Origin of the sequence: Enterobacter cloacae complex sp. IR5450, assembly GCF_049238665.1 — a bacterium.
GTDB classification, from domain to species: Bacteria; Pseudomonadota; Gammaproteobacteria; order Enterobacterales; family Enterobacteriaceae; genus Enterobacter; species Enterobacter hormaechei_C.
In genome coordinates this window covers 76,580-102,689 of the sequence record NZ_JBMKIC010000003.1, presented here as the reverse complement: position 1 = coordinate 102,689, position 26,110 = coordinate 76,580, and the positions used below count along the sequence as shown (strand labels likewise).

General features: G+C 56.4%; 27 protein-coding genes. 21 read left to right on the top strand and 6 right to left on the bottom strand.

What is annotated here, in order from left to right; all coding sequences use genetic code 11:
* The first annotated feature begins 91 nt into the window (after positions 1 to 91).
* From rimJ to murJ, 4 genes are all read left to right on the top strand, one after another.
* Positions 92 to 676: a ribosomal protein S5-alanine N-acetyltransferase gene (gene rimJ / locus ACOTYB_RS04260; RefSeq protein WP_003858007.1), complete on the top strand. Its 585-nt coding sequence runs from the start codon at positions 92 to 94 to the stop codon at positions 674 to 676.
* Between the two features lie 9 nt (positions 677 to 685).
* Positions 686 to 1,336, top strand: a complete 651-nt coding sequence (locus tag ACOTYB_RS04255) for a YceH family protein (protein WP_047054109.1) — start codon at positions 686 to 688, stop codon at positions 1,334 to 1,336.
* Positions 1,337 to 1,338: 2 nt separating this feature from the next.
* Positions 1,339 to 2,262, top strand: a complete 924-nt coding sequence (locus ACOTYB_RS04250) for a Gfo/Idh/MocA family protein (protein ID WP_023315806.1) — start codon at positions 1,339 to 1,341, stop codon at positions 2,260 to 2,262.
* Positions 2,263 to 2,391: 129 nt separating this feature from the next.
* Positions 2,392 to 3,927 (top strand): murein biosynthesis integral membrane protein MurJ, encoded by a 1,536-nt coding sequence (gene murJ, locus ACOTYB_RS04245; protein ID WP_409248878.1) that lies wholly within the window; start codon positions 2,392 to 2,394, stop codon positions 3,925 to 3,927.
* Between the two features lie 59 nt (positions 3,928 to 3,986).
* Here the strand turns inward: murJ and flgN are convergent, their stop codons facing one another.
* The 3 genes from flgN to flgA all read right to left on the bottom strand — a co-directional run bounded on the left by flgN (position 3,987) and on the right by flgA (position 5,463).
* Complete coding sequence (flgN, locus tag ACOTYB_RS04240; RefSeq protein WP_220153731.1) at positions 3,987 to 4,412, bottom strand: flagella biosynthesis chaperone FlgN; 426 nt, start codon at positions 4,410 to 4,412, stop codon at positions 3,987 to 3,989.
* 4 nt (positions 4,413 to 4,416) lie between these two features.
* Positions 4,417 to 4,710: a flagellar biosynthesis anti-sigma factor FlgM gene (gene flgM, locus ACOTYB_RS04235; protein WP_003858002.1), complete on the bottom strand. Its 294-nt coding sequence runs from the start codon at positions 4,708 to 4,710 to the stop codon at positions 4,417 to 4,419.
* A 93-nt stretch (positions 4,711 to 4,803) separates the two neighbouring features.
* Complete coding sequence (gene flgA / locus ACOTYB_RS04230) at positions 4,804 to 5,463, bottom strand: flagellar basal body P-ring formation chaperone FlgA (RefSeq protein WP_032610198.1); 660 nt, start codon at positions 5,461 to 5,463, stop codon at positions 4,804 to 4,806.
* A gap of 157 nt (positions 5,464 to 5,620) precedes the next feature.
* Between flgA and flgB the strand changes: the two genes are divergently transcribed.
* From flgB to flgL, 11 genes are all read left to right on the top strand, one after another.
* Positions 5,621 to 6,037, top strand: coding sequence for a flagellar basal body rod protein FlgB (gene flgB / locus ACOTYB_RS04225; RefSeq protein ID WP_003857999.1), 417 nt, complete (start codon positions 5,621 to 5,623; stop codon positions 6,035 to 6,037).
* 3 nt (positions 6,038 to 6,040) lie between these two features.
* A complete protein-coding gene (gene flgC / locus ACOTYB_RS04220) occupies positions 6,041 to 6,445 on the top strand; it encodes a flagellar basal body rod protein FlgC (protein ID WP_003857997.1) in 405 nt (134 codons plus the stop codon).
* A gap of 11 nt (positions 6,446 to 6,456) precedes the next feature.
* Complete coding sequence (flgD, locus tag ACOTYB_RS04215; RefSeq protein ID WP_050871121.1) at positions 6,457 to 7,167, top strand: flagellar hook assembly protein FlgD; 711 nt, start codon at positions 6,457 to 6,459, stop codon at positions 7,165 to 7,167.
* A gap of 26 nt (positions 7,168 to 7,193) precedes the next feature.
* On the top strand, positions 7,194 to 8,402 hold the full coding sequence (gene flgE / locus ACOTYB_RS04210) for a flagellar hook protein FlgE (RefSeq protein WP_003857992.1): 1,209 nt from the start codon (positions 7,194 to 7,196) through the stop codon (positions 8,400 to 8,402).
* Positions 8,403 to 8,422: 20 nt separating this feature from the next.
* Positions 8,423 to 9,178: a flagellar basal body rod protein FlgF gene (locus ACOTYB_RS04205; RefSeq protein ID WP_003857990.1), complete on the top strand. Its 756-nt coding sequence runs from the start codon at positions 8,423 to 8,425 to the stop codon at positions 9,176 to 9,178.
* 11 nt (positions 9,179 to 9,189) lie between these two features.
* Entirely contained in the window at positions 9,190 to 9,972 is a 783-nt protein-coding gene (gene flgG, locus ACOTYB_RS04200; protein ID WP_000625853.1) for a flagellar basal-body rod protein FlgG, read from the top strand.
* Between the two features lie 57 nt (positions 9,973 to 10,029).
* Positions 10,030 to 10,728, top strand: a complete 699-nt coding sequence (gene flgH, locus ACOTYB_RS04195) for a flagellar basal body L-ring protein FlgH (protein WP_003857987.1) — start codon at positions 10,030 to 10,032, stop codon at positions 10,726 to 10,728.
* 12 nt (positions 10,729 to 10,740) lie between these two features.
* A complete protein-coding gene (locus ACOTYB_RS04190; protein WP_003857984.1) occupies positions 10,741 to 11,838 on the top strand; it encodes a flagellar basal body P-ring protein FlgI in 1,098 nt (365 codons plus the stop codon).
* Positions 11,839 to 12,792, top strand: coding sequence for a flagellar assembly peptidoglycan hydrolase FlgJ (flgJ, locus tag ACOTYB_RS04185; RefSeq protein ID WP_421765753.1), 954 nt, complete (start codon positions 11,839 to 11,841; stop codon positions 12,790 to 12,792). It abuts the gene before it with no gap.
* A gap of 75 nt (positions 12,793 to 12,867) precedes the next feature.
* On the top strand, positions 12,868 to 14,508 hold the full coding sequence (gene flgK, locus ACOTYB_RS04180; RefSeq protein ID WP_220153732.1) for a flagellar hook-associated protein FlgK: 1,641 nt from the start codon (positions 12,868 to 12,870) through the stop codon (positions 14,506 to 14,508).
* A 16-nt stretch (positions 14,509 to 14,524) separates the two neighbouring features.
* A complete protein-coding gene (gene flgL, locus ACOTYB_RS04175) occupies positions 14,525 to 15,478 on the top strand; it encodes a flagellar hook-associated protein FlgL (protein WP_220153733.1) in 954 nt (317 codons plus the stop codon).
* Between the two features lie 75 nt (positions 15,479 to 15,553).
* Here flgL and ACOTYB_RS04170 read toward each other — a convergent pair whose 3' ends face one another.
* Entirely contained in the window at positions 15,554 to 16,765 is a 1,212-nt protein-coding gene (locus tag ACOTYB_RS04170) for an MFS transporter (protein WP_409248877.1), read from the bottom strand.
* Positions 16,766 to 16,874: 109 nt separating this feature from the next.
* On the opposite strand from ACOTYB_RS04170, the gene ACOTYB_RS04165 reads away from it, so the two are divergent.
* Positions 16,875 to 17,813 (top strand): LysR family transcriptional regulator, encoded by a 939-nt coding sequence (locus ACOTYB_RS04165; protein WP_086598422.1) that lies wholly within the window; start codon positions 16,875 to 16,877, stop codon positions 17,811 to 17,813.
* Between the two features lie 40 nt (positions 17,814 to 17,853).
* On the opposite strand, the gene rne is transcribed toward ACOTYB_RS04165, so the two are convergent.
* Complete coding sequence (rne, locus tag ACOTYB_RS04160; protein ID WP_409248876.1) at positions 17,854 to 20,970, bottom strand: ribonuclease E; 3,117 nt, start codon at positions 20,968 to 20,970, stop codon at positions 17,854 to 17,856.
* Between the two features lie 570 nt (positions 20,971 to 21,540).
* On the opposite strand from rne, the gene rluC reads away from it, so the two are divergent.
* A complete protein-coding gene (gene rluC, locus ACOTYB_RS04155) occupies positions 21,541 to 22,488 on the top strand; it encodes a 23S rRNA pseudouridine(955/2504/2580) synthase RluC (protein WP_003857970.1) in 948 nt (315 codons plus the stop codon).
* Positions 22,489 to 22,583: 95 nt separating this feature from the next.
* Here rluC and ACOTYB_RS04150 read toward each other — a convergent pair whose 3' ends face one another.
* Positions 22,584 to 23,168: a Maf family protein gene (locus ACOTYB_RS04150; RefSeq protein WP_032628189.1), complete on the bottom strand. Its 585-nt coding sequence runs from the start codon at positions 23,166 to 23,168 to the stop codon at positions 22,584 to 22,586.
* 140 nt (positions 23,169 to 23,308) lie between these two features.
* Between ACOTYB_RS04150 and yceD the strand changes: the two genes are divergently transcribed.
* From yceD to ACOTYB_RS04130, 4 genes are all read left to right on the top strand, one after another.
* A complete protein-coding gene (yceD, locus tag ACOTYB_RS04145) occupies positions 23,309 to 23,830 on the top strand; it encodes a 23S rRNA accumulation protein YceD (RefSeq protein ID WP_003857966.1) in 522 nt (173 codons plus the stop codon).
* 16 nt (positions 23,831 to 23,846) lie between these two features.
* A complete protein-coding gene (gene rpmF / locus ACOTYB_RS04140) occupies positions 23,847 to 24,020 on the top strand; it encodes a 50S ribosomal protein L32 (protein WP_003857964.1) in 174 nt (57 codons plus the stop codon).
* 81 nt (positions 24,021 to 24,101) lie between these two features.
* On the top strand, positions 24,102 to 25,136 hold the full coding sequence (gene plsX / locus ACOTYB_RS04135; RefSeq protein ID WP_153677011.1) for a phosphate acyltransferase PlsX: 1,035 nt from the start codon (positions 24,102 to 24,104) through the stop codon (positions 25,134 to 25,136).
* Between the two features lie 6 nt (positions 25,137 to 25,142).
* Positions 25,143 to 26,096, top strand: coding sequence for a beta-ketoacyl-ACP synthase III (locus ACOTYB_RS04130; RefSeq protein WP_003857960.1), 954 nt, complete (start codon positions 25,143 to 25,145; stop codon positions 26,094 to 26,096).
* Positions 26,097 to 26,110 lie beyond the last annotated feature (14 nt).

Here is a 26,110-nt window from a genome sequence, read left to right as displayed (position 1 = left end):
AAATGGTATGTCACTGTTTTCACAGAAGGCGCAGGCACAGGTATAGTAAAGCTAACAGGCAGAGCAGAAGCGACGGGAAGGAGTGGTAACGATGTTTGGCTATCGCAGTAATGTGCCAAAAGTGCGTCTGACGACGGACAGGCTGGTCGTTCGTCTGGTGCATGAGCGTGATGCCTGGCGTCTGGCGGATTATTACGCCGAGAATCGCCAGTTTTTAAAACCCTGGGAACCCGTTCGGGACGAGAGCCACTGCTACCCCTCTGGCTGGCAGGCGCGCCTCAGTATGATTGCGGAATTTCATAAACAGGGAAGTGCGTTTTATTTCGCGCTTCTCGATCCGGAAGAGAAAGAGATCGTTGGCATTGCCAATTTTTCAAACGTGGTACGCGGGTCGTTTCACGCCTGCTATCTCGGGTATTCCATCGGCCAGAAATGGCAGGGACAGGGGCTCATGTTTGAGGCGCTGACGGCGGCGATTCGCTACATGCAGCGCACGCAACATATCCATCGCATTATGGCTAACTACATGCCGCACAATAAGCGCAGCGGCGATCTGCTGGCCCGCCTGGGGTTTGAGAAAGAAGGCTATGCCAAAGATTATCTGCTGATTGACGGCGAGTGGCGGGACCATGTGCTCACCGCGCTCACCACGCAGGAGTGGACCGCGGGTCGTTAAGGAGAAAAGATGAAATATCAGTTAAATGGCGCCGAAGCGCGCGTGATCGGCTGCCTTCTGGAAAAGCAGGTCACCACGCCGGAACAGTATCCTCTGTCCGTGAATGCCGTCACGATGGCCTGCAACCAGAAGACGAACCGTGAGCCGGTGATGAACCTTGGCGAGCACGAGGTGCAGGATATCCTTGATGAGCTGGTGAAGCGCCACTACCTGCGCACCGTCAGCGGCTTCGGTAACCGCGTCACTAAATATGAACAGCGCTTTTGTAATTCTGAATTTGGCGATTTAAAACTCAGCGCTGCGGAAGTGGCCGTTATCACCACGTTGCTGCTGCGCGGGGTGCAGACGCCGGGGGAACTGCGCACACGCGCTTCCCGCATGCATGAGTTTCAGGATATGCAGGACGTTGAACAGACGCTGGAGGGATTAGCCTCACGCGAGGACGGTCCCTACGTGGTGCGTCTGCCCCGCGAACCGGGCAAGCGTGAAAGCCGCTACATGCACCTGTTTAGCGGCGACGTGGAGCCCTCTGCGCTGGCCGTCGTATCCGACACGCCAGCATCAAACGAAAGCCTGACCGCGCGCGTGGCAGCCCTGGAAGACGAGGTTGCCGGGCTGAAGCAGCGTCTGGATGCGTTACTCGCACATCTGGGAGATTAATCGTGACAACATTACGCATTGGTGTTGTGGGGCTGGGAGGGATTGCGCAAAAAGCCTGGCTGCCCGTTTTAGGCGCCGCGTCAGACTGGACGCTGCAAGGGGCGTGGTCGCCCACCCGCGAGAAAGCAGAGCGCATCTGCAAAACCTGGCGCATCCCTTATGCCGGTTCGCTACAGGATTTAGCCCGTGAATGTGATGCGGTATTTGTGCATACCTCAACCGCGACGCACTACCAGGTGGTGAGCGAGTTGCTGAATGCAGGCGTTCACGTCTGCGTGGATAAACCCCTGGCGGAAAATGTACAGGATGCTGAGCGACTGATTGAGCTGGCCGCGCGTAAAAAGCTGACGCTGATGGTCGGCTTCAACCGCCGTTTTGCGCCCCTCTATCAGCAGCTTAAAGCGCAGTCCGGCTCGTTCGCCTCTCTGCGTATGGATAAGCACCGTACCGACAGCGTGGGGCCGAACGATCTGCGCTTCACGCTGCTGGATGATTATCTCCACGTCGTGGATACGGCCCTGTGGCTGAGTAACGGAAAAGCCCAGCTGCAAAGCGGCACGCTGTTGACCAGCGAGCAGGGTGAGATGGTTTACGCCGAACATCATTTTGCCGTTGAGCATTTGCAGGTGACGACCAGCATGCATCGTCGGGCGGGCAGCCAGCGCGAGTCCGTGCAGGCCGTTACGGATGGCGCGCTGTATGACGTCACCGATATGCGAGAGTGGCGGGAAGAGAAGGGCAATGGCGTGGTTGCGTTACCCGTTCCCGGCTGGCAGAGCACCCTGGAACAGCGTGGCTTTGTGGGCTGCGCGCGTCACTTCATCACCTGCGTGCAGAATCAGACGGTTCCTGAAACGTCCGGGGAGCAGGCCATTCTGGCGCAGCGCATCGTGGAACGACTCTGGCGCGAAGCCATGTCGGAATAACTCGCTGTAACATCTGCCGATAGTAATTCGTTGAAATCCGGTTAGACTAAGCGCCGCTTGTTGGCTTTGCCGGGTGGCGCTTTCGCTTATCCGTCCTGGAAATCCGTAGGGTTGTGGAACTTCACGTTAATGAACTTATTAAAATCGCTGGCGGCCGTCAGCTCGATGACCATGTTTTCCCGCGTGCTTGGCTTTGCGCGCGATGCCATTGTGGCAAGGGTTTTTGGCGCAGGGATGGCGACTGACGCCTTTTTCGTTGCGTTCAAGCTGCCGAACCTGCTGCGCCGTATTTTTGCCGAAGGGGCTTTCTCACAGGCATTTGTCCCGATCCTTGCGGAATATAAAAGCAAGCAGGGCGAAGATGCCACCCGCGTCTTTGTGGCTTACGTTTCCGGTTTACTGACGCTGGCGCTGGCGATCGTGACCGTCCTGGGCATGCTGGCAGCGCCCTGGGTAATCATGGTAACGGCACCGGGCTTTGCCGACACGGCGGATAAATTTGCCCTGACGACGCAACTGCTGCGGATAACCTTCCCCTATATTCTGCTGATTTCGCTGGCGTCGCTGGTGGGTGCCATCCTGAATACCTGGAACCGCTTCTCCGTGCCGGCCTTTGCCCCCACGTTCCTTAATGTCAGCATGATTGGCTTTGCGCTGTTCGCCGCGCCGCATTTTAACCCACCGGTGCTGGCGCTGGCCTGGGCCGTGACCGTCGGCGGGGTGTTACAGCTTGCTTACCAGCTTCCGCACCTGAAAAAGATCGGCATGCTGGTTCTGCCGCGCATTAGTTTCAAAGATGCGGGCGCAATGCGCGTTATTAAACAGATGGGACCGGCGATACTCGGCGTGTCCGTCAGCCAGATCTCGCTGATCATCAATACCATCTTCGCCTCTTTCCTGGTGTCGGGCTCGGTGTCCTGGATGTACTACGCCGATCGTCTGATGGAGTTTCCATCAGGGGTGCTGGGCGTGGCGCTGGGGACTATTCTGCTGCCGTCGCTGTCGAAAAGTTTCGCCAGCGGCAACCACGATGAATACTGCCGCCTGATGGACTGGGGACTGCGTCTCTGTTTTCTGCTGGCATTGCCAAGCGCGGTGGCGCTGGGGATCCTGGCAAAACCGCTGACGGTGTCGTTGTTCCAGTATGGAAAATTCACCGCCTTTGATGCCGCCATGACCCAGCGTGCACTGGTAGCCTACTCGGTGGGGCTGATGGGGCTGATCGTCGTGAAGGTGCTTGCGCCCGGTTTCTATTCACGTCAGGACATCAAAACGCCGGTTAAGATTGCCATTGTGACGCTGATTATGACGCAGCTGATGAACCTCGCGTTTATTGGACCGCTGAAACACGCGGGGCTGTCATTGTCGATTGGTCTGGCGGCCTGTCTGAACGCCGGGCTGCTGTACTGGCAGCTGCGCAAGCAGGATATCTTCACACCGCAGCCGGGCTGGGCAAGCTTCCTGCTGCGTCTGGCGATCGCGGTAGTGGTGATGGCGGCCGCGCTGGTTGGCATGTTGTATGTCATGCCTGAATGGACGCAGGGCACCATGCCTTACCGCCTGAGGCGTCTGATGGCCGTGGTGGCGGTCGGGGTGGTGGCGTACTTTGCCACGCTGGCGGTGCTTGGCTTCAAGGTGAAAGAATTCACCCGCCGCACGGTATAAACGTCAAAAGGGGAGTTCACCAGAAGGTGCTCCCCGCTTCATGACGTGCCGCTACTGCGTCAAATCGAAATCTTTTTCCCGCCCGTGATACGTGCCGCGGCCGTCTGACCATCCGCACCGTACAGCCCCGGCTCTTTATAGGGCTTTAACACCTCAAGCGCCTGCTGATTACGGATAATCTGACCTTCCAGCAGCCAGCCGTTATGCTGGTTGAGATCGCGAAGATGCTGGGTTTTTTCTGTAATGGTCTGCCAGCGTTCGTTGATCTCATCATTGGCGCTGCGTTTCGCGTCTTGCTCAGCACGTCGCTGTTTTTCCAGATAATCCAGGGTCGCCAGCAGCGAGCTTTTATCTTCAGTTATGCGTTGCAACGCGCTGCCGTTGATTTGACCAGAAGAGAGGTGGTGCTGTTCGGCATCCATCACCGTTTTCAGGTCGTTCAGGACCACCGTCATCTGATCCAGTATTTCTGACAGTCGACTCATACGGTTAGTTACTCTGGAGGAAACTCTGTGCGTCCTGAATCAGCGCATCAGCGATTTTGCTGGTATCCATTTTCAGTTCGCCGTTACGGATAGCCGTTTTCAGCGCTTCAACACGTTCCATGTTGATATCGCTGCTGCCTGGCTGCATCAGCTTCGACTGCGCATCGCTCAGCGTGACGCTGGTGCTGTTAGCGGTCGACGTTTTTTCCAGACGCGTTTTTTGCGGGGCAGCCTCATTCGTTTCGCGAGGTTGTACAGTGCTAACCGGCTTCAGGGCTGATGTACGATCAATGCTCATAGTGTTGTCCTCATCGAGGGTTCGCGGCGTTTGCGCCTGACATCATCATTTGTTGAATATTTATCGGCAGTCGCCGCGAAATCTTTAAAAAGATTACAGGTTAATCAGAATATTCCCATCAGGACCGACCGTGCCGCTGACCACCTGGCCTGAGGACATTCTGACCCGGGCATTTTGCGCCACTGCGGCATTATTCAGCGCTTTTCCTTCGCTGTTGATACTAAAGCCTTCGCCATTGGCGACCACCATCACCTGTTGTCCCGCTTTCACCCGCCATGCCTGGCGCAGCATGGATAGCTGTATCGCCTGTCCAGGGGCGACATCGCGCAGGCTGACCGCCTCCTGAGCCTGGTTAATGTCCAGCATCGTCCGCGGTGGAAGCTGATCCAGACGGCCTCGCTTCAGCGTTACGCTGTCAGGTTGCAGCAGGCTGCCTCGCGGAATCGGAACGGCGGCGACAACATAATTGCCCGTCGCCTGTACCGCAACCTGTAAATACCGTTTTTCATTGGCGCAACGCGCCAGCACGTTCACGTTACCCCATAACTTTGTGCTGCCGGTCACGCTAAATGACGGGGCTTCGCAGGAAGGGTAAAGGTTAGGCGGGGTGCGCACGGTCACGCGTACGTCATCGCTGAAACCGGCCAGCTTCTGCGCAAAGAATGCATTGAGCTGGTCCTCTAACCCCTCCGCCTGCAACAGAGGGCTCAAAAGCAACAGGGTCGCCGCCAGGCCACGTTTAAAAGTCCGCATCGCACGTTCCACCATGTCCAGAATTAAGCAAATTCTACCCGCAGTGGTTTTCCATCAACGCAACAAATAGCGACGCATTTTGCGCTTATTCCGTCGATAAGGGAGACGCCTTGAGATTTAAGCTGTGAACTGAAATTTTCTCATCAGCGGAGGAGACATGCTCGATAAACTCGACGCCGCGTTACGTTTTCAGCAGGAAGCGCTCAATTTACGCGCCCAGCGGCAGGAGATTTTAGCCGCCAATATCGCCAACGCGGATACCCCCGGGTATCAGGCGCGCGATATTGATTTTTCCAGTGAACTCAAAAAAGTGATGGAGCGTGGACGTGCCGAAGGAACGGGTGTCTCACTGGCCCTGACATCCTCACGTCATATTCCCGCTCAGGCGATGACCGCGCCAACGACCGACCTGCTTTACCGTATTCCCGATCAGCCCTCGCTTGATGGTAACACCGTCGACATGGACCGGGAGCGCACACAGTTTGCCGATAACAGCCTGCAATACCAGACAGGCCTGACGCTACTCGGCGGGCAAATTAAAGGCATGATGACCGTCCTACAGGGGGGCAATTAGTAAATGGCCTTGCTGAATATTTTTGATATCGCCGGTTCGGCATTAACGGCGCAGTCCAAACGACTGAACGTGGCCGCCAGTAACCTGGCCAACGCCGACAGCGTGACCGGCCCTGACGGGCAACCGTATCGCGCTAAACAGGTTGTCTTCCAGGTTGATGCTGCACCGGGTGCGGCAACGGGCGGCGTAAAAGTGGCGGACGTGGTTGAGAGCCAGGCACCCGACAAGCTGGTTTACGAGCCAGGCAACCCGCTCGCGGATGCCAGCGGCTACGTGAAAATGCCGAACGTGGATGTGGTCGGGGAGATGGTGAACTCCATGTCCGCGTCGCGCAGCTACCAGGCAAACGTCGAAGTGCTTAATACCGTGAAGAGCATGATGCTCAAAACACTCACTCTCGGCCAGTAAAGGAGACACGCATGTCCATCGCCGTAAACGTGAATGACCCGACAAATACCGGCGTCAATAGCACCAGCAGTGCGACCGGTTCCAGCTCTCTCACCGGGAGCAATGCCTCCGATTTACAGAGCAGCTTCCTGACCCTGCTGGTGGCGCAGCTGAAAAATCAGGACCCGACCAATCCGATGCAGAACAACGAACTGACCACGCAGCTTGCGCAGATCAGTACCGTCAGCGGCATTGAGAAACTGAACACCACGCTCGGCTCGGTCTCCGGTCAAATCGATAATAGCCAGTCCTTGCAGGCCGCCAACCTGATCGGGCACGGGGTGATGATCCCGGGGACCACGATTCTGGCGGGCACCAGCACCACCGATGGCACGTCCACCACCACCACGACGCCGTTTGGCATTGAGTTGCAGCAGCCGGCCGACAAAGTCACCGCCACCATCAAAGACGCCAGCGGCAACGTGGTGCGCACGATTGAGATTGGCGAGCTTAAAGCGGGCGTTCATACCTTTACCTGGGATGGCAGCCTGACCGACGGCACTAAAGCGCCTAACGGCTCGTATCAGGTTGCGATTAGCGCCAGCAACGGCACCACTCAGCTGGTGGCTCAGCCGCTACAGTTTGCCCTGGTTCAGGGCGTCATCAAAGGTAGCGATGGTAACAAACTGGATTTGGGTACCTCCGGTACCACCACACTCGACGAAGTTCGGCAGATTATCTAAGCCTTCATACTTATCAGGAGTAAGTCATGGCCTTTTCTCAAGCGGTCAGCGGCCTGAATGCTGCGGCCACCAACCTGGACGTCATTGGCAACAACATCGCCAACTCCGCGACCTATGGTTTTAAATCCGGTTCTGCGTCTTTTGCAGATATGTTTGCAGGCTCTAAAGTGGGCCTGGGCGTGAAGGTGGCGGGTATCACCCAGGACTTCACCGACGGGACGACCACCAACACCGGTCGCGGTCTGGACGTCGCCATCAGCCAGAACGGTTTCTTCCGTATGGTGGATGCCAACGGTTCCGTATTCTACAGCCGCAACGGCCAGTTCAAGCTGGATGAAAACCGTAACCTGGTGAACATGCAGGGGCTTCAGTTAACCGGTTATCCGGTTGCCGGCACGCCGCCTACGGTGCAAACCGGTGCGAATCCGCAGGCGATCTCCATCCCAACGACGCTGATGGCGGCGAAGTCCACCACCACGGCCTCTCAGCAGATCAACCTGAACTCCACCGATACTGCACCAACCGTCGCCTTCGACCCGGCCAACCCTGACTCTTACAACAAGAAAGGCACCGTGACGGTGTTTGACAGCCAGGGTAATGCGCACAACATGAACCTGTTCTATGTCAAAAACGCGACGCCAGCTAACTCCTGGAAGGTGTATTCCCAGGACGGCAGCGTAGCAGGAGATGCCGCGAAACTGGCAACCACGCTGACCTTTAACGCGAGCGGCGTGCTGACGGGTGGCGATGATATCAAGATCACTACGGGCACCGTTCCGGGCGCGACGCCAGCCACGTTTGACATGAGTTTCGCCAACTCCATGCAACAGAATACCGGTGCGAACAACATCGTGGCGACGAGCCAGAACGGTTATAAGCCGGGCGATCTGGTGAGCTACCAGATCAACGATGACGGTACCGTTGTCGGTAACTATTCGAACGAACAGACCCAGGTGCTGGGCCAGATCGTGCTGGCAAACTTCGCCAACAACGAAGGCCTGAAATCCGAAGGGGACAACGTCTGGTCTGCCACGCAGTCTTCCGGTGTTGCCCTGCTGGGTACTGCGGGTTCCGGTAACTTCGGCACGCTGACCAACGGCGCGCTGGAAGCCTCTAACGTCGATCTGAGTAAAGAGTTGGTGAACATGATCGTCGCGCAACGTAACTACCAGTCCAACGCGCAGACCATCAAAACCCAGGATCAGATCCTTAACACGCTGGTTAACCTGCGTTAAGCAGCTGACGGGAAAGCGCAATGGATCACGCAATATATACAGCGATGGGCGCAGCAAGCCAGACGCTCAACCAGCAGGCTGTTACCGCCAGCAACCTGGCGAACGCCTCCACGCCAGGTTTTCGTGCGCAGCTCAACGCGCTGCGTGCGGTGCCGGTAGAAGGGCTGTCATTGCCCACGCGTACGCTGGTCACCGCTTCCACGCCGGGCGCCGACATGACGCCAGGCCAGATGGATTACACCGCGCGTCCGCTGGACGTTGCCCTTCAGCAGGACGGCTGGCTGGCGGTGCAAACGGCTGACGGCGGGGAAGGGTATACCCGCAACGGTAATATACAGGTGAGCGCCACCGGGCAGCTGACGATTCAGGGGCATCCGGTGATGGGCGAAGCCGGTCCGTTGACGGTGCCGGAAGGGTCAGAGCTGACAATTGCGGCAGACGGGACGATTTCGGCGTTAAACCCGGGCGACCCGGCTAACACCGTTGCGCCTGTCGGTCGTCTGAAGCTGGTGAAAGCGGAAGGCAACGAAGTGCAGCGTGGCGATGACGGGATGTTCCGTCTGACCCAGGCGGCGCAGGCCACGCGTGGCGCCACGTTACAGGCCGACCCGACCATCCGCGTGATGTCCGGCGTGCTGGAAGGCAGTAACGTCAAACCGGTAGAAGCCATGACCGACATGATCGCCAGCGCCCGCCGCTTCGAAATGCAGATGAAAATTATCAGCAGCGTCGATGAAAACGCAGGCAAGGCTAACCAACTTCTGGCTATGAGTTAACAGGACTCCCTATGATCAGTTCTTTATGGATCGCGAAAACCGGTCTGGACGCACAGCAAACCAATATGGATGTGATTGCCAACAACCTGGCAAACGTCAGCACCAATGGTTTCAAGCGCCAGCGTGCGGTTTTCGAAGATTTGCTTTATCAAACGATTCGTCAGCCAGGGGCGCAGTCTTCTGAGCAAACCACGCTGCCGTCCGGTCTGCAAATTGGTACCGGCGTGCGCCCGGTTGCCACCGAGCGTCTGCACAGCCAGGGCAACCTGTCCCAGACCAACAACAGTAAAGACGTTGCCATCAAAGGTCAGGGTTTCTTCCAGGTGCAGCTGCCTGACGGGACCTCCGCCTATACCCGCGATGGTTCGTTCCAGGTGGATCAGAATGGTCAACTGGTGACAGCGGGCGGCTTCCAGGTTCAGCCTGCGATCACCATCCCGGCGAACGCGCTGAGTATCACCATTGGTCGTGACGGTATCGTCAGCGTCACTCAGCAAGGTCAGGCCGCGCCGGTCCAGGTTGGACAGCTCAATCTGACGACCTTCATGAACGATACCGGGCTGGAAAGCATCGGTGAGAACCTCTACACCGAAACGCAGTCTTCCGGCACGCCAAATGAAAGTACCCCGGGCCTGAACGGGGCGGGGCTGCTGTATCAGGGGTATGTGGAAACCTCGAACGTTAACGTGGCGGAAGAGCTGGTGAATATGATCCAGGTCCAGCGCGCCTATGAAATTAACAGTAAAGCAGTGTCGACGACCGACCAGATGCTGCAAAAACTGACGCAACTCTAAGGTGTAGCCCGGTGCGGTAAACGTCGCACCGGCTCCCTGTTTTCGAAGATGAAGGCAATGCAAAAAAACGCGGCGTTTCGTTATCCGATCCTGACTGTTCTGGCCGTCACCCTCAGCGGGTGTGCCTGGATCCCGTCTAAACCATTGGTACAGGGTGCGACTACCGCCCAACCCGTTCCCGGCCCCGCGCCGGTGGTGAACGGTTCTATTTTCCAGACCGCGCAGCCGATTAACTACGGTTATCAGCCGCTGTTTGAAGACCGTCGTCCGCGTAACGTCGGCGATACGCTGACCATTGTGTTGCAGGAAAACGTCAGCGCGAGCAAGAGCTCGTCGGCGAACGCCAGCCGCGACGGCAAAACCAATTTTGGCTTCGACACCGTACCGCGCTATCTGCAAGGGCTGTTCGGCAACGCCCGTGCGGATGTGGAAGCCTCCGGCGGCAACACCTTTAACGGTAAAGGTGGCGCGAACGCCAGCAATACCTTCAGCGGAACGCTGACGGTAACGGTTGACCAGGTTCTGGTGAACGGCAACCTGCACGTGGTGGGCGAAAAACAGATCGCCATTAACCAGGGTACGGAATTCATTCGTTTCTCCGGTGTGGTTAACCCTCGCACTATCAGCGGCACCAACACCGTACCGTCCACCCAGGTGGCGGATGCGCGCATTGAGTACGTCGGCAACGGCTACATCAACGAAGCGCAAAATATGGGCTGGCTGCAACGCTTCTTCCTTAACCTATCGCCGATGTAAGCGAGGTGACCTATGTATAAATTTCTCTTCGCCGTGGCGCTGTCGTTGGTCGCTACCGTTGCGCAGGCCGATCGCATACGCGATCTCACCAGCGTGCAGGGCGTGCGCGAAAACTCCCTGATTGGCTATGGCCTGGTGGTGGGGCTGGATGGGACGGGTGACCAGACGACCCAGACGCCGTTCACCACCCAGAGCCTGAACAACATGCTCTCGCAGCTCGGTATTACCGTACCGGCCGGGACCAACATGCAGCTGAAAAACGTGGCGGCCGTGATGGTGACCGCGTCTTATCCGGCCTTTGCGCGTCAGGGGCAGACCATCGACGTGGTTGTCTCGTCGATGGGTAATGCCAAAAGCCTGCGTGGCGGTACGTTGCTGATGACGCCGCTGAAAGGCGTCGACAGCCAGGTGTATGCTCTGGCGCAGGGCAACATTCTGGTTGGCGGAGCAGGTGCGTCGGCGGGCGGCAGCAGCGTGCAGGTGAACCAGCTGAACGGGGGACGTATTACCAACGGCGCGATCATCGAACGTGAGCTGCCGACCCAGTTCGGCACCGGCAACACCATTAACCTGCAACTGAATAACGAAGACTTTACGATGGCGCAGCAGATTGCTGACACCATCAACCGCAGCCGGGGCTACGGCAGCGCCACCGCTCTGGATGCCCGCACCGTGCAGATCCGCACGTCAACCGGCAGCAGCAACCAGGTGCGAATGCTGGCCGATATCCAGAATATGGAAGTGAACGTGCCGGTTCAGGATGCGAAAGTCATTATCAACTCCCGTACCGGCTCGGTGGTGATGAACCGCGAAGTGACGCTGGACAGCTGCGCCGTGGCGCAGGGCAATCTCTCCGTCACGGTTAACCGCTCGGCCAACGTCAGCCAGCCGGATACCCCGTTTGGTGGCGGTCAGACGGTAGTGACCCCGCAAACGCAGATTGATTTACGACAGAGCGGCGGTTCGTTGCAGAGCGTGCGCTCCAGCGCCAACCTGAACAGCGTGGTGCGTGCCTTGAATGCGCTGGGTGCAACGCCAATGGATCTGATGTCCATTCTGCAATCCATGCAAAGTGCAGGCTGCCTGCGCGCTAAACTGGAAATCATCTAAATGCTGACCGATAGCAAACTGTTGACCAGTGCCGCCTGGGATGCCCAGTCGCTCAACGAGCTGAAAACCAAAGCGGGCAAGGATCCGGCGGCGAATATCCGCCCGGTTGCCCGTCAGGTGGAAGGCATGTTCGTGCAGATGATGTTGAAAAGCATGCGTGAAACTCTGCCGAAAGACGGCATGTTCAGCAGTGATTCCACGCGGCTTTACACCAGCATGTACGATCAGCAGATTGCCCAGCAAATGACCGCCGGAAAGGGACTCGGCCTGGCGGACATGATCGTGAAGCAGACCGCAGCCGCTCAGGGACTCCCGCCTGAAGAGGCCCCGCCGCAGGTGCCGCTGAAGTTTGATCTGGAAAAGGTGACCAGTTATCAAAATCAGGCGCTAACGCAGATGGTGCGTAAGGCGATGCCGAAGCCGGCAGAAACGCGTGACGAGCCGCTCTCCGGCGACAGCAAAGACTTCCTGGCGCAGCTCTCCCTGCCGGCGCGTCTTGCCAGTGAAGAGAGCGGCGTGCCGCACCATCTGATTCTGGCGCAGGCGGCGCTGGAGTCGGGCTGGGGGCAACGTCAGATCCGCAGGGAGAACGGCGAGCCGAGCTTCAACATCTTTGGCGTGAAGGCCACCTCCAGCTGGAAAGGGCCGACCACGGAAATCACCACCACCGAATATGAGAACGGTGTGGCAGTGAAGGTGAAAGCCAAATTCCGCGTCTACAGCTCGTATCTGGAAGCGTTGTCGGATTATGTCGGGCTGTTGAGCCGGAATCCGCGCTACACCGCGGTGACCCAGGCCGCCACGCCAGAGCAGGGCGCTCAGGCATTGCAGAATGCCGGCTACGCGACCGATCCAAACTATGCACGCAAGCTGACCAGCATGATCCAGCAGCTGAAATCCATGTCCGAGAAGGTCAGCAAAGCGTATAGCACAGATCTCGAAAATCTGTTCTGAAAGTTCTCAAGTCCCGGAGGAGGTTGCCGATAACCTTCATCAGGACTCGTGTCTGAACGTATAAAAGGAACCCCCATGTCCAGTTTGATTAACAGCGCCATGAGTGGCCTCAGTGCTGCGCAGTCGGCACTCAATACCGTCAGTAATAATATTTCAAGCTACAACGTGGCAGGTTATACCCGCCAGACCACCATTCTGGGGGCATCAAACAGTACCCTGACCGGTGGTGGTTGGGTGGGTAACGGGGTCTATGTCTCCGGCGTTCAGCGTGAATATGATGCGTTTATCACCAACCAGCTGCGTGCGGCGCAGAACCAGAGCAGTGGGCTGACCACGCGCTACCAGCAGATGTCAAAAATTGACGACGTGCTGTCGGATACCACGAACTCGCTTTCTGCCAACCTCCAGGATTTCTTTAAAAGCCTGCAAACGCTGGTGAGTAACGCAGAAGATCCGGCTGCACGCCAGACGGTGCTCGGTAAGGCGGATGGTCTGGTAAACCAGTTTAAAACCAACGATCAATATCTCCGCGATCAGGATGCGCAGGTCAATACGGCGATTTCTACCAGCGTCGATCAGATCAATAACTATGCGAAGCAGATTGCTAACCTTAACGATCAGATCTCCCGGCTGACTGGCGTAGGGGCGGGCGCATCCCCGAACGAACTGCTCGATCAGCGCGATCAGCTGGTGAGTGAACTGAACAAGATTGTCGGTGTGGACGTTACCGTACAGGACAGCGGCACGTATAACATCTCTATCGCCAACGGTTACACCCTGGTACAGGGCAGCAACGCAAGTCAGCTGGCGGCGGTGAAATCCAGTGCGGACCCAGCGCGTACAACGATTGCGTATGTGGATGCCGCAGCAGGCAACGTGGAGATCTCAGAAAAACAGATCACCACGGGGTCGCTTGGAGGGCTGTTAATGTTCCGTTCTCAGGATCTGGATCAGGCGCGAAACACCCTCAACCAGATGGCGCTGGCGTTTGCGGATGCCATGAATACCCAGCACCAGGCGGGCTTTGATGCCAACGGGGATAAAGGCGGCAAGCTGTTTGATTTTGGCTCCCCGGCAGTGCTGAGTAACGGCAAAAACACCGGAAGCGCGTCCGTTACGGCCACGATGACGGACAGTACCAAGGTCCAGGCGACAAACTACAAAGTTGAGTATAACGGTACTGACTGGACAATCACGCGTCTGTCGGACAACACCAGCTTCACGGCCAAGCCTGACGCCAGCGGTAATCTGTCGTTTGATGGTCTTAACGTTAAGATTAGCGGCTCAGCCAATAATAAAGACAGTTTCATCGTCAAACCGGTGAATGACGTCATTGTGAATATGGACGTTGCGATCAGCGACGAATCCAAACTGGCGATGGCCTCCGCGCAAGGAAGCGGCGAAAGCGACAATACCAATGGCCAGAAGCTGCTGGATTTACAGAGCGCTAAGCTGGTGGGGGGGAACAAAACCTTTAACGATGCTTATGCCGCGCTGGTCAGTACGGTGGGCAGCACCACGGCGTCGCTGAAAACCAGCAGCGAAACCAAAGTTAACGTGGTGACGCAGCTGACCAAACAACAGCAGTCAATCTCCGGGGTTAACCTGGATGAAGAGTATGGCAACCTGCAACGCTATCAGCAGTACTATCTGGCGAATGCGCAGGTGCTGCAAACGGCGAGCACGCTGTTTGATGCATTGATCAATATCCGCTAAGGCTGAGGCATAAAAAATGCGTATTAGTACTCAAATGATGTATGAGCAAAGCATGCGCGGCGTGACGAACTCCCAAAGTCTCTGGCTCAGCTACGGCGAGCAGATGTCTACGGGGAAGCGCATCAATCGTCCATCTGACGATCCGATTGCCGCCTCGCAGGCCGTTGTGCTCTCTCAGGCTCAAACGCAAAACAGCCAGTATACGCTGGCGCGCTCCTTCGCTACGACGAAAGTCTCGCTGGAAGAGAACGTGTTATCGCAAGTGACAACCGCTATCCAGGCTGCTCAGGAAAAGATTGTCAATGCGGGCAACGGTACTTTAAGTGACGATGACCGCGCTTCGCTGGCCACGAACCTGCAAGGTATTCGCGATCAGCTCATGAACCTGGCTAACAGCACGGACGGTAACGGCCGCTATATTTTTTCCGGTTACAAGACCGAAGCGGCGGCTTTCGACCAGACTACGGGTGATTATAAGGGCGGCGGAACGCCAATCAGCCAGCAGGTTGACTCCGCGCGCACGATGCAAATCAGCCATACGGGCACTGAAGTTTTCGATAGCTTCACCAGCAATGCGAAGCCAGAGCCAGATGGTAGTAAACCGGAAACGAATTTGTTCAAGATCCTCGACTCCGCAATTGAAGCGCTGAATACGCCGATTGGGGAGGATGAAACGAAAGCCGAGGCGTTTACGGCGGCTATTGATAAAGCCAACCGTGGCCTTAGCAACTCCCTCAACAACGTGCTGACCGTGCGCGCCGACCTCGGCATCAAGCTGGATGAGCTGGGCAAGCTGGACGCTCTGGGTGAAGACCGCGCGCTGGGTCAGACCCAGCAGATGAGTAACCTGGTTGACGTGGACTGGAACTCGGTGATTTCGTCCTACACCATGCAGCAGGCGGCGTTGCAGGCCTCGTATAAAGCCTTTAGCGATATGCAGGGTATGTCTTTGTTCCAGATGAACAGATAAGACTCTGACCTGTTTAACATGTCTTGAAACTGGGCATGTTTTGACTGCCCAACCCGTCCGGGTTGGGCATTTTTTTTACACACTTTCTGCCTGTGCGGACAGCACCCGGGCGCTTTCAATCACTCTGATAGCCAGCGCAATGGCACCACACAGGGTTGCCAGAGCCACCACGCCAGACCAGCCTGCCAGCGTGTAGATATTGCTGCCTAATGCCGAACCCAGCGCCATTCCGATGAAAATGACGGTAAACAGCAGAGCGTTCAGGCGTCCACGGGCCTGCGGCTCAAGGCTGTAGACCAGATTCTGGTGGGCCACGAGGCTGGACTGCAAGCCGAGATCGAAACCGACCGCGGAGAGGGCAATCAGGATCAACTGACCGTGTATATCCAGTGCCGGCATCAGGAACATCAGGGCAAACGAGAGGGTCACCAGCGCGGCACCCAGTTGGGTGACTTTACCGGCGCCCAGCTTATCTGCCAGACCACCTGCCAGCGGTGCGGCCAGCGCGCCAGCGGCTCCGGCAATACCAAATCCACCCGCCACGGCGCTGCCAAGGTGATACCGTTCCAGCAGCATGACCGCCAGCGTTGACCAGAATGCGCTAAAGGCAATCGACAGAAAACCCTGGGCCAGCGCGGCCCGACGCAGCGCCGGGTAGCGGCGCCAGAGGTGTTCCATGGAGCGCATCAGCGCCGGGTAGCTCAGCGTGGAGTGAACGGCGAAGCGGGGAAGCACGGCCCACATGACCACGCCGACAAAGGCAATACTTGCGGCGGCCAGCTGATACATCACCCGCCAGCCAAAGGCTTCACCCACCACGCCGCTCACGGTTCTGGAGAGCAAAATCCCCAGCAGCAGGCCGGTCATCACCGTGCCGACCGTTTTTCCCTGTTTGCCTTCCGGCGCGAGGATCGCTGCGGCCGGGACAATATCCTGCGCCATGGTGGCGGCCATGCCAATCAGCAGGCTGGTGAGCAGCAGGGAGTGCAGTTGTCCGGTCAGGCTACAACCCAGCAGGAACAGCGCCAGAGCCGTACTTTTTATCAGGATCAGCGTTCTGCGATCATGACGATCGCCGAGTGGGAGCAGAAACAGGATACCTAAGGCATAACCCGCCTGGGTAAGCGTCGGGACCATGCCCATGCCTTCGATGCTCAGGTTCAGGTCTGAGCCCATCAGCGGCAGCAGAGGCTGGGCATAATAGATGGATGCCACGCTAAAGCCCGCACCGAGCGCCAGCATTAAGATTACCCAGCGGCTTACGGCCCGGGTGGTAGTTGTGTTCATAAGATGTTCCTCATTCGTCGTGTGCGGCTATTTTTTATCAGTACGCCTTGCGACGGTAGCGGGCGCGGTGGTAAAACGCTTATACGTGTAGCGTATGGATAGAAATGGTATGAAAAGGCCTGAGCGTATAGATCGGGTAGAACTGATGCGAACGTTTGTTCGCATTGTGGAGGCGGGGTCTCTTTCTGCGGCAGCACGTCAGCTGGCAACAACCCAGGCCACGGTGAGCCGACGGTTGCAGTCGCTTGAGACCATGCTGGGAGTACGCCTGATGCTGCGCACAACCCATACGACCCGGCTGACCGATGACGGCGAACGCTGCTATCAGCATGCCCGACGGGTGATTGACAGCTGGCTGGCGCTGGAAGACGAGGTAGGGCAGACGGAAGATGAACCGGTTGGGGTGCTGAGGGTGCGCGCCCCGCACGCGTTTGGCCAGGATCAGCTTCTGAAACCGTTAACCGAATTTTTGCAGCGCTATCCCCAGCTTTCTGTAGAGTGGATGCTCAACGATCGCTCGGTTGATTTCCTCGGCGACAACCTTGACTGTGCTATTCGGGTGGGTGTGGAAGTCGATCCGGCAACCGTGTCCGTGCTGCTGGCTGAAGTGCCGCGCTCGGTGGTGGCTTCACCGGAATTACTGGCCCGTTATCCCGCGGTTAAAACGCCGGAAGATTTGCAACAGCTTCCCTGGATTGCCATCAGCTCTTTTTATCAACGCCATGTGGAGCTTTTCCACGATGCATCATCTGCCCCGACGCGGGTTACCATTACGCCACGCCTGAGTACCGACAGCCTGTATGTGGCGCGCAATACGGCACTCACCGGGCTAGGCGTTGCGGTGGTATCCAGCTGGACAGTACAGGATGATATTCAGGAAGGACGACTGGTGCATCTACTGCCAGAGTGGCAGCCGGCAGCGCTACCGGTACATCTGGTTTACCCCTGGTCTCGTTATTATCCGGCGCGCTTGCGGCGTTTTCTGGAGCTGATGCGGCAGATAATGCCGGAGGTCACCGGAATGAGAAAGCCCCTGCAACAGCCATAAAAAAGCCGACCCGAAGGTCGGCTTTCAGTATTAGCGTGCGTTATTCAACAGGCTGAGGACGAGTAGCTGGCGCAGTAGCCATGTGCGTTGCACTGTGACCACCGGCAGCACCTTTGCCTTCGAAGTTGAATGCCGGACGAACCCAGTCGCTATGGCGTGGCGCTTCAGGCACATACTCAGGTGCCGGGGCGCGAGTCATCGGCGCGGTAGCAACGTGAGCAGGCGCTACAGCTGCAACGACCTCAATCGGCTCTGATTTCACTTCAGGCGCTTTGACCTCTTCGACAACAGGTTCAACCTGAATCTCGACGTCCTGAACAACCTCTTCAGTCACCGTTTCGACGGTAACGTCTGCGGGCTCTTCTGCTGCGGAGACTGGCTGAGCGTCTTCCGCGACTTCTTCAGCTACCACGGTATCTTCTTCGGCAATGATCTGCGGAGCGGCATCAACCGGCGCAGCAATGACTTCAGGATGGGTCGTTTCCACTTCCACAGCCTGCGGTGCCGCCGTGTCAACAACCTGCGGTTCAACCACGGTTGCCGCTTCAGTCACGACGTCTTCAACCGCTGCTATCGGTGCAATCACCTCTTCGGTCACAGCCTGTTCTTCAACAGCCTGTTCCGGGCGAGCAACCGGATAACGGATCCAGACTTTACCGGATGCCATCTCAGGTGACGCGCACGCCACGGTCAATGGCATTGGCGACTGAGTTGGGTAACGCTCGTCACGGTAACGACGACGACGCTGACCGCTCACGCGCAGATGACGCGGAGAACGACGGGAGCGACGCGGCATACCTGCGTTGTCACGGTTTTCGCTGCTTTCGTCCTGCTCAACCTGATTTTCTACTACGGCTGGCAGGTCAACTTTCGCAACCTGTGTACCCGTTGTGCTTTCTGCTGCTTCAACCGCGATAACGTCGTTTTCTTCCGCCTGAACAGCACCCACACGCACTTTCTGGGTCAACTGACGCTGCTTACGACGCGGCATAACCTGAGTACGCTCTTCCTGCTCCGTGTCCTGCTTTTCAACAGGCGCTTCGCGGTTCAGGTTTTTGACTTCCTGCTGGGCCTGGCGTTTCTCGTCGTTACGACGACGGTTACGCTCGCGGCGAGGTTGCTGCTCGTCACGCTGTTTGCTCTTCTCGGACTCATCGCCCGCCTGCTGGCGAATCTCACGATCTTCAACGTTCTGCTGTTGCTTCTCGCGACGGTTGCGACGGTTGTCCTCGCGTTGTTCACGACCTTCGTTGTTCTCGGAACGATTATCACGGCGCTCGTTACGATCGCTACGGTCGTTGCGGTCATTACGATCGCGACGATTGTTCTGACGCTTACGACGGTCCTGCTGACGCTCTGGTTTCGCTTCTTTTGGCGCTTCTTTCGGCTGCTCAGGCTGAACTTCTTCGCCAGCAAACATTTTTTTCAGCGCGCCGAAGATGCGGCTCAGGAGACCCGGCTGCTCAGGCTGCGCTTTTAGCGCGGCAGGGGCCGCCTTTTGCACGGCAGGTTTTGCCGCTGGTTTTTCCAGCGTCGCTTCCGGCGGGGCTTCCGGCATGATGAAGGTTGCTAATGCAGGCTGCTCAGGCAGTTTACGCTCGGCAGGCTCTTCATCCGATGGCAGCGCCATTTCTTCTTCATGCAGCTTCGGCAGCAGGTAGCTGAGGGTGCTTGTCTCTTCACCTTTACGCACGCGCAGCACGTGATAGTGCGGGGTCTGCATCTCGTCGTTTGGCACGATGATGCAGCGAACGCCGCCCTGACGCGCTTCGATTGCGCTCACCGCTGCACGTTTTTCGTTCAGCAGGTAGGAGGCAATCGGCACCGGAACAATGGCGTGAACCTCTTTGGTGTTCTCTTTCAGCGCTTCTTCTTCAATCAGACGCAGAATAGAGAGGGAGAGCGATTCATTGTCACGCACGGTACCTGTCCCCGAACAGCGCGGGCAGACGTGATGGCTGGACTCGCCGAGTGACGGGCTCAGACGCTGACGGGACATTTCCAGCAGGCCGAAGCGCGAGATATGGCTAATCTGGATACGCGCGCGATCCTGGCGCACCGCTTCACGCAGACGGTTTTCAACCGCACGCTGGTGGCGAACCGGGGTCATGTCGATGAAGTCGATAACAATCAGACCACCCAGGTCGCGCAGGCGGAGCTGGCGGGCGATTTCATCAGCGGCTTCTAGGTTGGTGTTGAAGGCGGTCTCTTCGATGTCGCCGCCGCGGGTTGCACGCGCGGAGTTGATGTCGATAGCGGTCAGCGCTTCGGTGGTATCGATAACGATAGAACCGCCGGACGGCAGACGCACTTCACGCTGGAAGGCAGACTCGATCTGGGATTCAATCTGATAGTGGCTGAACAGCGGGATTTCACCGGTGTACAGTTTAATTTTGCTGGTGAAATCCGGGCGACCCAGCGCGGCGATGTGCTGGCGAGCCAGCTCAAGCACTTTCGGGTTATCAATCAGAATTTCACCGATGTCCTGACGCAGATAATCACGGAAGGCACGCACAATGACGTTGCTTTCCTGGTGGATCAGGAACGGAGCAGGACGGCTTTCAGCCGCTTTCTTGATGGCTTCCCAGTGCTTCAGACGGAAGCTCAGGTCCCACTGCAATGCTTCGGCAGATTTGCCGACGCCTGCGGTGCGCACGATAAGGCCCATGCCGTCTGGCAGCTCAAGACTTGCCAGCGCTTCTTTCAGCTCTGTACGGTCATCACCTTCGATACGGCGAGAGATGCCACCCGCACGCGGGTTGTTTGGCATCAACACCAGATAGCTTCCTGCCAGACTGATAAAGGTGGTCAGTGCGGCACCTTTGTTGCCACGCTCTTCTTTATCGATCTGGACGATAACTTCCTGACCTTCACGCAGAACATCTTTAATGTTCGGACGGCCATGGGAGTTGTAGTTTGCAGGAAAATATTCGCGGGCGATTTCTTTGAGAGGAAGGAAACCGTGACGCTCAGCACCGTAATCGACAAATGCAGCTTCAAGGCTTGGTTCAATGCGGGTGATTTTGCCTTTGTAAATGTTCGCTTTTTTCTGTTCGTGTCCAGGACTTTCGATATCCAGATCGTACAGGCGCTGCCCATCCACAAGGGCGACACGCAACTCTTCTTGCTGAGTTGCGTTGATTAACATTCTTTTCATCGTAACTTACTCGTTATTCTTACATTGACGACAAAGCTGCGGGCAAGGTGACGCTTTCCGGGGTATGAACCGATGGCCTCGTGTCTATTCACGTCGCCAACCTCACGGTTGTCGCTCGCTTAAGAGGCGCAGAGTGTCGGTTGCCTGTGTTTCATACGGAAACACAGCGCAATTATCAGGGGAATTGCCTGGGAAAACTCTCCAGAGAACAATCCTTATACCGGGAAGTACTGCAACCCGCAGCCCGCTAACTGCCTGAAAGATCAATACGTCTTACGCCATTGCTGCGTGGATGATCGGTCAGACAAAATTGGTCATTCCGTCGACATCCTTACAAAACCCGGATTTAACGCGGAAAACGGATTCATTATTCCACTGCTCGCCGGGTTATAGCAAGATGACTTTTACCAATTATCACCCGGTTACTCACAGTTTCTTCACTTCAACGGGGTGATTGGTTTAATAACCACCAAATCGATTGCGCGAAAGGGGAGCGGTCCGGATAAAAGTAAATATAAGCATAGAAAAATGAGTGGCGCTAATGCCTGACGCTATTTAGAATCGCCAACCATGAAAACAGAGACTCCAGCCGTAAAAATGGTTGCCATCGCCGACGACGAGGCGGGGCAACGTATCGATAATTTTTTGCGCACCCAGCTGAAGGGTGTGCCAAAAAGCATGATTTATCGCATCTTACGTAAGGGCGAGGTGCGGGTGAACAAAAAACGCGTGAAGCCAGAGTATAAGCTCGAGGCGGGCGATGAAGTCCGCATTCCACCGGTACGTGTTGCAGAGCGTGAAGAAGAGGTCGTTTCTCCGAAGCTGCAAAAAGTCGCGGCCCTGAGCGACGTTATCCTTTATGAGGACGACCACATTCTGGTGCTGAATAAACCGTCCGGAACGGCGGTACACGGGGGGAGCGGCCTGAGCTTCGGCGTGATTGAAGGGTTACGCGCGCTGCGCCCGGAAGCGCGTTTCCTCGAACTGGTTCACCGTCTTGACCGTGATACCTCTGGCGTGCTGCTAGTGGCGAAAAAACGTTCTGCGCTGCGTTCACTGCATGAACAGCTGCGCGAAAAAGGGATGCAGAAAGATTATCTGGCGCTGGTGCGCGGCCAGTGGCAGTCCCACGTGAAAGTGGTGCAGGCGCCGCTGCTGAAAAATATTCTGCAAAGCGGCGAGCGCATTGTTCGTGTTAATCAGGAAGGGAAACCGTCTGAGACGCGCTTTAAAGTTGAAGAGCGCTACGAATTCGCCACGCTGGTGCGCTGTAGTCCGGTGACGGGGCGTACTCACCAGATTCGCGTCCATACCCAGTTTGCGGGCCATCCGATTGCGTTTGATGACCGCTATGGCGATCGCGAATTTGATAAGCAGCTGGCGGGGACGGGGCTATCGCGTCTGTTCCTGCATGCGGCAGCGCTGAAGTTCACCCATCCTAATACCGGTGAAGTTATCCGTATTGAAGCGCCGCTGGATGAGCAGCTCAAACGCTGTCTGAAAGTTCTGCGCGGCTGATTTTGTGCCGGGTAGCGCTGCGCTTACCCGGCCTACATGTTTTTCTCCCTCTCCCACAGGGAGAGGGCCGGGGTGGGGGCATCAGGCCGCAACGGTCACATCGTCAGCGGATTACACTCTTCTCGCCTTAACATCTGGCACAGCGCAATCAGCGGCAACCCCACCAGCGTATTGGGATCGCGGCCATCGAGCTTGTCGAACAACGCAATCCCTAGTCCTTCACTTTTAAAGCTCCCTGCACAGTTCAGCGGACGTTCCCGACGCACATAATCCATAATCTCCTGTTCGCTAAGATGACGGAAGTGCACATCAAACGGCTCGCACTCGGTTTGCAGATGACCGGAAGCAGAATTATAAAGCGCCAGGCCGGTATAAAAGGTCACGATACTGCCTCGCGCACGCAAAAGCTGCTGGCAGGCGATTTCTTCCGTATACGGTTTGCCGGTGATTTCGCCGTCCAGCACACAAACCTGATCGGAGCCTATAATCAGATGAGCGGGATAACGTACGGCCAGCGACTGTGCTTTCTCTTTCGCGAGACGGGTCACCAGATGACGCGGTGACTCGCCCGGCTGTGGCGTTTCATCCACCTCCGGCGCAGCGCATTCAAACGGGATCCCGAGCTTTTCCAGCAGCATTCGGCGATAAGGTGAAGTGGAAGCAAGGACGAGATTTGGCATATTTTTATCACCAGATATAGCGTATCGATGCCAGCCATTTTAAACTACAGGCCGCAATGTGTGCGAATAATTGGCAAAAGGCAGCTCTGGTTGCCTTTTTCTTTGACTCTATGACGTTACAAAGTTAATATGCGCGCCCTATGCAAAAGGTAAAATTACCCCTGACTCTTGATCCGGTTCGTACGGCTCAAAAACGCCTCGATTACGAAGGAATCTATTCTTCCGATCAGGCTGAGCGTATTGCCGAATCTGTAGTCAGTGTGGACAGTGATGTAGAATGCTCCATGTCGTTCGCTATCGACAACCAGCGTCTCGCCGTGTTAACCGGTGATGCAAAGGTGACGGTAACGCTCGAATGTCAGCGTTGCGGGAAACCGTTTGTACAGCATGTTCACACAACGTATTGTTTTAGTCCGGTTCGTTCTGACGAACAGGCTGAAGCACTCCCGGAAGCGTACGAGCCGATTGAGGTTAACGAATTCGGTGAAATCGATCTTCTGGCGCTGGTTGAAGATGAAGTCATCCTCTCCCTGCCAGTCGTTCCGGTGCATGATTCTGAACACTGTGAAGTGTCCGAGGCGGACATGGTCTTTGGGGAACTGCCTGATGAAGCGCAAAAACCAAACCCATTTGCCGTATTAGCCAGCTTAAAGCGTAAGTAATTGAGGAGTAAGGTCCATGGCCGTACAACAGAATAAACCAACCCGTTCCAAACGTGGCATGCGTCGTTCCCATGACGCGCTGACCGCAGTTACCAGCCTGTCTGTAGACAAGACTTCTGGTGAGAAACATCTGCGTCACCACATCACCGCTGACGGTTTCTACCGCGGCCGCAAGGTTATCACTAAGTAATCACGCGTTAGCGTGATTAGGCTTAGTGAGGAACTTCCCCGTGCAAACGGGGAGTTTACCGAACCAGGCTGCGACGATACCTTGACACGTCTAACCCTGGCGTTAGATGTCATGGGGGGAGATTTTGGCCCTACCGTGACAGTGCCTGCAGCATTGCAGGCACTGAATTCTAATTCGCAACTCACACTTCTTTTAGTCGGTAATCCCGACACAATCACGCCATTACTTGCAAAAGCTGACTTTGAACAACGTTCGCGTCTGCAGATTATTCCTGCGCAGTCAGTTATTGCCAGTGATGCCCGGCCATCGCAGGCTATTCGTAATAGCCGCGGCAGCTCTATGCGAATGGCGCTGGAGCTGGTGAAAGAAGGGCGAGCGCAGGCTTGCGTCAGCGCGGGAAATACTGGCGCGCTGATGGGGCTGTCGAAATTATTGCTCAAGCCGATTGAGGGCATTGAGCGTCCGGCGCTGGTGACGGTGTTACCGCATCAGCAGAAGGGCAAAACGGTGGTGCTGGATCTGGGCGCTAACGTGGATTGTGATAGTACAATGCTGGCTCAGTTTGCCGTTATGGGGTCGGTGCTGGCAGAAGACGTGGTCGGGATTAACAATCCCCGCGTTGCGTTATTGAATATTGGTGAAGAAGAGACCAAAGGTCTGGACAGTATCCGCGACGCTGCGGAAATACTCAAACAGGTCCCCTCCATCAACTATATTGGTTATCTCGAAGCCAATGAGTTGCTGACGGGCAAAACGGATGTATTAGTGTGTGATGGCTTCACCGGAAACGTGACGTTGAAGACCATGGAAGGGGTCGTACGAATGTTCCTTTCTCTGCTGAAATCGCAGGGAGACGGTAAAAAAAGGTCCTGGTGGCTGATTATATTAAAGCGTTGGTTACAAAAAAGCCTGACGCGGCGATTCAGTCACCTCAACCCCGACCAGTATAATGGCGCCTGTCTGTTAGGATTGCGCGGCATCGTGATTAAGAGTCATGGCGCCGCCAATCAGCGAGCATTTACCGTCGCGATTGAACAGGCAGTGCAGGCGGTGCAGCGTCAAGTCCCTCAGAGGATTGCCGCTCGCCTGGGATCTGTATTAGCTAAAAGTGACTGAGCGTACATGTATACGAAGATTTTAGGTACCGGCAGCTACCTGCCAAAACAAGTGCGTACCAACGCCGATCTTGAAAAAATGGTAGATACGTCTGACGAGTGGATTGTCACGCGCACAGGTATCCGTGAACGTCGTATCGCCGCGCCAGACGAAACTGTGTCCACCATGGGCTACGAAGCCGCTCAGCGAGCGCTTGAGATGGCTGGCATTGATAAAGAACAGATCGGGCTTATTGTGGTGGCGACCACCTCTGCCACGCATGCCTTCCCAAGCGCAGCGTGCCAGGTGCAGAACATGCTCGGCATCAAAGGCTGCCCGGCATTTGATGTTGCAGCAGCATGCGCGGGTTTCACCTATGCACTGAGCATCGCCGATCAGTATGTAAAATCGGGCGCCGTAAAATATGCGCTGGTGATCGGCGCTGACGTGCTGGCGCGTACCTGCGATCCAACCGATCGCGGAACGATCATTATTTTTGGCGATGGCGCGGGCGCGGTGCTGCTGGGGCAGTCCGAAGAGCCGGGCATCATCTCCACGCACCTGCATGCCGATGGCCGCTACGGCGAGCTGTTAACGCTGCCTAACGCCGATCGCGTTAATCCGGACAGTTCAATTTACCTGACAATGGCAGGTAACGAAGTGTTTAAAGTGGCCGTGACTGAACTGGCTCACATCGTTGATGAGACGCTGGAAGCGAACAATCTGGACCGTGCCGCACTCGACTGGCTGGTACCGCATCAGGCTAACCTGCGTATTATCAGCGCGACGGCGAAGAAGCTGGGCATGTCTATGGATAACGTTGTGGTGACGCTCGATCGCCACGGCAACACCTCTGCGGCATCGGTACCGTGCGCATTTGACGAAGCGGTACGCGATGGACGAATTAAACGGGGCCAACTGGTCTTGCTTGAAGCCTTTGGTGGCGGGTTCACCTGGGGTTCCGCGCTGGTTCGTTTCTAGGATAAGGATTAAAA